This window comes from Bordetella sp. (genome assembly GCF_051960075.1).
Lineage (GTDB): Bacteria > Pseudomonadota > Gammaproteobacteria > Burkholderiales > Burkholderiaceae_B > Bordetella.
Genome location: NZ_JBQCER010000084.1, coordinates 49,528 through 55,829, shown reverse-complemented (window position 1 = coordinate 55,829; position 6,302 = coordinate 49,528). Strand labels below are relative to the sequence as shown.

Sequence of the window (6,302 nt, the reverse complement as noted above, 5' to 3'; positions counted from 1 at the left end):
CGCAGCAGCATCGCGGCAACTACAGCATCTACGCCGTGGCCGATCAGACGATCTGGCAGCCCGACCCCGAGGACTCCCGCGCGCTCAACGTCTTTGCCCGCATCATGGGCTCGCCGGGCGACCGCAACCTGGTCAGCTGGTCCGCCAACACCGGGCTGGTGCTGAAAAAACCCTTCGCCGGCCGCGACGACGACAGCCTGGGCATAGGCCTGAGCTATATCCGCGTCGGCAGCCATGCCATCGGCTACGACCAGGACAGCGGCAACACCGTGCGCAGCAGCGAAACCGCGTTGGAACTGACCTACCAGTACCAGGTCACGCCGTGGTGGCAGATCCAGCCCGACTTTCAATACACGATTCATCCTGGCGCGGGCCAGAACCCGAACAATCCGCTGCAATCCCTGCGCAACACCTTCGTAGTCGGCGTGCGCACCAACATCACGTTCTAAGCTGAGCCTCTTTCATGAAGAATCCTTTCTCTTTCTCCATCGCCCATCGAACCCACGGCGGCAGGCTGGCCGCGACCGCCCTGCTCCTGGGCCTGACCGCCGCCGCAGGCGCCGCCCATGCCGCGCCGCAAGGCTTTCTCGAAACCCTGCACCACAACACCACGCTGATCAACACGGTTCCCGACAACGGCGACCAGAACCCCTACGCCATCTTCGTGGCGCCGGTCTCGGCGGGCACCGTCAAGAAGGACGACGTGCTGGTGGACAATTTCAACAACTCGGCCAACCTGCAAGGCACGGGCAGCACCATCGTCGACTACCACCCCGATACCAAGAAGATGACGCTGTTCGCCACCATCCCGCGCGAGCTCAAGGGCTGCCCCGGCGGCATCGGTCTGTCCACGGCCATGGTGATGCTCAAGTCCGGCTGGGTGATCGTCGGCAGCACGCCTAGCAACGACGGCACCACCGACACCAAGGGCGCGGGCTGCCTGGTCGTGCTCGACTCCAGCGGCAAGGTGAATTCGGTCATCAGCAATCCCAACATCAACGACCCCTGGGGCAACATGGCCGTGGTCGACAACGGCGCCAGCGCGACGCTCTTTCTCAGCAACGCCGGCTTCGGCATCGGCTCGGCCAAGGGCGAGCCGCCCGTCGTCAAGCAGGCCACCGTGCTGCGCCTGGATCTGGACATCCCGGCCGGGCAGCCCCCCGTCGTCAAGCAGCAGTCCGTCATCGGCAGCGGCTTCGGCGCGCAAGCCGACAAGGGCGTGTTCCTGATCGGCCCGACCGGCCTGGCGCTCTCGCCGGACCGGAAAAAGCTCTACGTTTCGGACGCGATCAGCGACAGCGTCAACGTCATCGACGATCCGCTCACGCGCAGCGACAGCGCAGGCATGGGCCGCACACTGACCAAGGACGGGCTACTGCATCGGCCCCTGGCCATGACCATGCCGCCCGACGGGCACCTGCTCGTGACCAACGCGCTTAATGGCCAGGTGGTCGAAATCGATCCCGAGACCGGAAAGCAGCTCTATGCCCGTTGGATCAACGTAGACAGAGCCCAGACGCCTCCGGGCAGCGGCGACCTGTTCGGCATCGCCATGACGCCCGAGCGCGACGGCTTCTACTACGTCGCAGACGACGTGAACACGCTGGTGCTGGCCAAATGAGCGGCAACCACGGCGAGGCCCCCCGCCGTCCTGCGCGCCGCAGTTTCCTGAAAGCCGGCGGCGCGGCGGCGATCTCGGCCGGCGCGCTGGGCTCCGCCGTCCAGGCACATGAAGCGGTCGAGGCCTCTGCCCGGCGCGTCGAGCCTTTTTACGGCGAACATCAAGGGGGCATAGTCACGCCCCAGCAAAGCCACGCTTACGTCGCGGCCCTGGACTTGACGACCGACAAGCGCGAAGACGTCATCGCTCTGCTCAAGACCTGGACTACCATGGCGGCCCGCCTGACACGCGGCGAACCGGCCGCCGCCTTGAAGGAGACCGACGACAAGCCCGCAGCGGACTCGGGCGAAGCACTCGGCCTGGGCGCCGCCAATCTCACCCTCACCTTCGGCTTCGGGCCCGACATGTTCACCCGAAGCGACGGCAAGGATCGCTACGGCCTGGCCAGGCACAGGCCGCCTCAGCTCGTCGACCTGCCGCGCTTCAATGGCGATCAGTTGCTGCCCGCCAAGACCGGCGGAGACCTGTTCATTCAAGGTTGCGCCAATGATGCCCAGGTCGTTTTCCACGCAGTGCGCCAATTGGCCCGCGCCGCCTACGGCCGCGCGCAGATGCGTTGGGCGCAGGCAGGTTTTCTATCCGCCCCCCAAGGCGAAACACCGCGCAATCTCATGGGTTTCAAGGACGGCACCAACAATCCTCCCATATACGACGCCGCCCAGATGAAAAAATTCGTCTGGGCCGACGAGCAAAGCCCGGTGTGGATGCGTGGCGGCACCTATACGGTTGTGCGCCGCATCCGCATCACGCTGGAGCATTGGGACCGGATGGAGCGCGGCTTTCAGGAATCGGTCATCGGCCGCCACAAGTACAGCGGCGCGCCGCTGGGCGGCAAGCACGAGAGGGATCCGCTCGATCTGGATGCGACGGACAAGGACGGCAATTCGCTCATTCCCGACAATTCCCACGTCAGGTTATCGAACCAGGCCCTGAACAATGGCGCGCAGATCCTGCGCCGCGCCTACTCCTACAACGAAGGCACCGACTTCTATATCGAACGCTGGCCGCCCTGGCGCCAGGAAACGGAATACGACGCCGGACTGATTTTCATTGCGCACCAGAGCGATCCGCGAACGGGCTTCATTCCGATCAACGACAGGCTGTCCAAGTTCGACATGATGAATCAGTTCACCACGCACGTGGGCAGCGCCATCTTTGCTTGCCCGCCCGGCGTGCAGCCGGATTCGTACATCGGGGCGCAATTGTTCGAGGCTTGACGCGAGTTTCAGAGCCCCCGATTGACGCCGCCAAACAAAAAGCGGCGCATCCTGCCAAGGATGCGCCGCTTTTTTAACAAGCAAGGCTTACTTGTTCACCAACTTGGCCGGCTGCGACAGGGCCAGCAGCGCGCCGACCACCAGGCTGGCGGCCAGCAGGTACATGCCCGAGTTGGTCGAGCCTGTGACGCTCTTCAACCAACCTACCAGAGAGGGGCTGAAGAAACCGGCCAGGTTGCCCACCGAGTTGATCAGCGCAATGCCGGCCGCGGCGGCAGCGCCGCTCAGGATGGCCGTGGGCTGGCTCCAGAACAGCGGCAACACGGTGATGATGCCGACGTTGGCGATGGTCAACGCGATCATGGACGCCGTCACACTACCGGCCGACGTCGACCAGATCAGGCCCAGCGCCGCCACGACGGCAGGAATGGCCAGGTGCCAGCGGCGCTCGCGCATGCGGTCCGAGCTGCGCGCGATCAGGATCATGCCGATGATCGCGAAAAGGTTCGGTATCGCGCTCAGCATGCCAATCTCGAACGTGCTGCTCACACCGGCGTTTTTGATGATGGTGGGCAGCCAGAATCCGACGCCGTACAGGCCCATGACAAAACCGAAGTAGGTGAAGGCCATGACCCATACGCGCGGCATGCTCATGGCGACCAGGATGGACGGCTCTTCCTTGGCCTGATCTTCCGCCTCGATATTGCGAGTCAGGACCGCTTTCTCGCTGTCGGTCAGCCAATGGGCCTTCTCGATGCGGTCGTCCAGGTAGAACAGCACGATGATGCCGATGACGATTGCGGGGAGGCCTTCCAGCAGGTACAGCCATTGCCAGCCGGCCAGGCCATGGCCGGATACCGAAGACATGATCCAGCCCGAAATGGGGCCGCCGACCAGGCCCGACAGCGGAACGGCCAGCATGAAGAGCGTGGTCATGCGGCCGCGGCGGGCATTGGGATACCAGTAGGTCAGGTAGAGCACGATGCCCGGGAAGAAACCGGCCTCGGCCACGCCCAGCAAAAAGCGCAGCACGTAGAAGGTGGTGGCCGAATTGGTGAACATCATGGCCGAGGAGATGATGCCCCAGGTGATCATGATGCGGGCGATCCAGACCTTGGCGCCTACGCGGTGCAGGATCAGGTTGCTGGGAACCTCGAAGATGAAGTACCCGAGGAAGAAGATACCCGCGCCCAAACCGTAGATCGCGTCACTCAGGCCCAGGTCTTTGAGCATTTGCAGCTTGGCAAAGCCCACGTTGACCCGGTCCAGATACGACACCAGATAGCACAGCACCAGGAAGGGAATGAGTCGCCAGCCTACCTTGGCGTAGATGCGGTCTTCCTCGGTACTCGATGCGCTCGATATACCTTGCATGGATTGATCCATTTATGTCTCCGTAATCGTGTAATTGCCCCGGGACCCGACAGGCCCGCGAGCCGAAGCCCGGACTTCGGTAGCCGTTTAGCTAACGCGGTAAAATAGCAGGTTTCGCATCGTAAAAAAGACCAGGAAAACCCCATGGAAGCAGAACGCCAGAATCAGATCGCCGGCCGGCTGGCCGACTATGCGCAGCGCGAGCTCGCGCTACGGGGGTATCTTTGACTACGACGCCAAAGCCGAGCGTCTTCATGTCGTCAATGCCGAACTGGAAGATCCCAAGGTCTGGGACGATCCCAAGCGCGCCCAGGAACTGGGCCGTGAAAAGAAATCCCTGGAAGAGATTGTCGGCACGCTGAGCGAGTTGAGCGTCGGCATTTCGGATGCCCGCGAACTGTTCGAACTGGCTGCTTCCGATGCCGACGACGACACCATGCTGGCCGTGGACGAAGACGCCAACGGCTTTCAGTCCCGCCTGGAGAGCCTGGAATATCGCCGCATGTTCTCCAATCCGGCTGATCCCCTGAACTGCTTCCTGGACATCCAGGCCGGCGCCGGCGGCACCGAGGCGCAGGACTGGGCCTCCATGTTGCTGCGCCAGTACCTCAAGTACGCCGAGCGCAAGGGCTTCAAGGCCGAGCTCATGGAAGAATCCGACGGTGAAATCGCCGGCATCAAGTCGGCCACCATCAAAATCGAGGGCGAGTATGCCTTCGGCTACCTGCGCACCGAAACCGGCGTGCACCGGCTGGTGCGCAAGAGCCCTTTCGACTCGTCGGGCGGGCGTCATACCTCGTTCGCCAGCGTCTTCGTCTACCCCGAGATCGACGATTCCTTCGAGATCGAGATCAACCCGGCCGATCTGCGCATCGACACCTATCGCGCCAGCGGGGCGGGCGGTCAGCACATTAACAAGACCGACTCGGCAGTACGCATCACGCACAACCCCACCGGCATCGTCGTGCAGTGCCAGAACGATCGCTCGCAGCACCGCAACCGTGCCGAGGCGATGCAGATGCTCAAGTCCCGTCTGTACGAGCTGGAGATGCGCAAACGCATGGCCGAGCAGCAGAAACTGGAAGACTCCAAGACCGACGTGGGCTGGGGCCACCAGATCCGCTCCTACGTGCTCGACCAGAGCCGCATCAAGGATCTGCGCACCAACGTCGAAATTTCCAACACGCAGAAAGTGCTGGACGGCGACCTGGATCCCTTCATCCAGGAAAGCCTGAAGCAAGGCATCTGACCATTTCAAGGAAACGAACATGAGCGAAACGATTGCAGTCGTCACCGGCGCTTCGCGCGGCATCGGCGCGGCGCTGGCGCGCAGCCTGCTGGCCCCTGGCGTCAAGCTGATCACCCTGGCCCGGCGCGCCGACGCCGACCTGGCCGCCGCGGCCAAGAGCGTCGGTGCCGAACTGGAACAGATCCAGGTCGATTTGTCCGATCTGGCCGCCGCCGACGCGGCCGCCAAGCACGTGGCCGCCCTGCTCGTGCCGGGTGCCAAACGCTATCTGCTGATCAATAACGCCGGCACCGTTCATCCCGTGGCGGCGGCGCCCGCCATGACCGACGGCCCCGCCATCGCCCAGGCCTTCAATCTGAACGTCACCGCCGTCATGCTGCTGACCGCGCATTTCGTGCAGGCCGTCTCGGGCCTGGACGCCGAGCGCCGCGTGATGAACATCTCGTCGGGCGCGGGCCGCAACCCCACCGCAGGCTGGGGCGTGTACTGCGCCACCAAATCCGCGCTGGACATGTACACCCGCGTGCTCAATCAAGAGCAAGGCGAGCGCGGCGTGCGCGCCGTGTCCATGGCTCCCGGCATCGTCGACACCGACATGCAGGGTACCATCCGCGCAAGCGACCCCACGCAGTTCCCCGCCCTGTCCAAGTTCCAGGAATTCAAGGCCAGCGGCGCGCTGGCGCAGCCGGCCGACGTGGCCGCGCGCCTGGTCGACTATCTGGGCCGCGTCGATTTCGGCGCCACCGAAATCGACGATATTCGCAATTACAAGTAAGCCTCC

The 6,302-nt window shown here is 63.6% G+C and carries 6 protein-coding genes; 5 read left to right on the top strand and 1 reads right to left on the bottom strand.

Annotated features, from left to right (window positions below; genetic code table 11):
• The 3 genes from ACTHJ1_RS14320 to efeB all read left to right on the top strand — a co-directional run.
• The coding region (locus tag ACTHJ1_RS14320) for a carbohydrate porin (protein ID WP_440193492.1) at nucleotides 1–449 on the top strand (449 nt) is incomplete at its 5' end.
• A 14-nt stretch (nucleotides 450–463) separates the two neighbouring features.
• On the top strand, nucleotides 464–1,621 hold the full coding sequence (locus tag ACTHJ1_RS14315) for a hypothetical protein (RefSeq protein ID WP_440193490.1): 1,158 nt from the start codon (nucleotides 464–466) through the stop codon (nucleotides 1,619–1,621).
• Nucleotides 1,618–2,898 carry an iron uptake transporter deferrochelatase/peroxidase subunit gene (gene efeB, locus ACTHJ1_RS14310; protein ID WP_440193488.1) on the top strand — a complete coding sequence of 427 codons (1,281 nt, stop codon included), beginning with the start codon at nucleotides 1,618–1,620 and terminating at the stop codon, nucleotides 2,896–2,898. The genes ACTHJ1_RS14315 and efeB overlap by 4 nt, the downstream gene beginning before the upstream one ends.
• Before the next feature lie 87 nt (nucleotides 2,899–2,985).
• On the opposite strand, the gene ACTHJ1_RS14305 is transcribed toward efeB, so the two are convergent.
• Nucleotides 2,986–4,284 carry an MFS transporter gene (locus ACTHJ1_RS14305; RefSeq protein WP_440193486.1) on the bottom strand — a complete coding sequence of 433 codons (1,299 nt, stop codon included), beginning with the start codon at nucleotides 4,282–4,284 and terminating at the stop codon, nucleotides 2,986–2,988.
• 132 nt (nucleotides 4,285–4,416) lie between these two features.
• Here ACTHJ1_RS14305 and prfB point away from each other — a divergent pair.
• A protein-coding gene (gene prfB, locus ACTHJ1_RS14300; protein ID WP_440193484.1) for a peptide chain release factor 2 occupies nucleotides 4,417–5,521 on the top strand; the annotation gives its coding sequence in 2 pieces (ribosomal slippage) (nucleotides 4,417–4,497 and nucleotides 4,499–5,521; 1,104 coding nt in all).
• A gap of 19 nt (nucleotides 5,522–5,540) precedes the next feature.
• Entirely contained in the window at nucleotides 5,541–6,296 is a 756-nt protein-coding gene (locus tag ACTHJ1_RS14295) for an SDR family oxidoreductase (RefSeq protein WP_440193482.1), read from the top strand.
• Nucleotides 6,297–6,302: the final 6 nt, after the last annotated feature.

Excerpts from the sequence above, each read along its gene's own strand:
- efeB (WP_440193488.1), top strand. The coding sequence starts at position 1,618 with ATGAGCGGCAACCACGGCGAGGCCCCCCGCCGTCCTGCGCGCCGCAGT.
- ACTHJ1_RS14295 (WP_440193482.1), top strand. The coding sequence starts at position 5,541 with ATGAGCGAAACGATTGCAGTCGTCACCGGCGCTTCGCGCGGCATCGGC.
- ACTHJ1_RS14305 (WP_440193486.1), bottom strand. The coding sequence starts at position 4,284 with ATGGATCAATCCATGCAAGGTATATCGAGCGCATCGAGTACCGAGGAA.
- ACTHJ1_RS14315 (WP_440193490.1), top strand. The coding sequence starts at position 464 with ATGAAGAATCCTTTCTCTTTCTCCATCGCCCATCGAACCCACGGCGGC.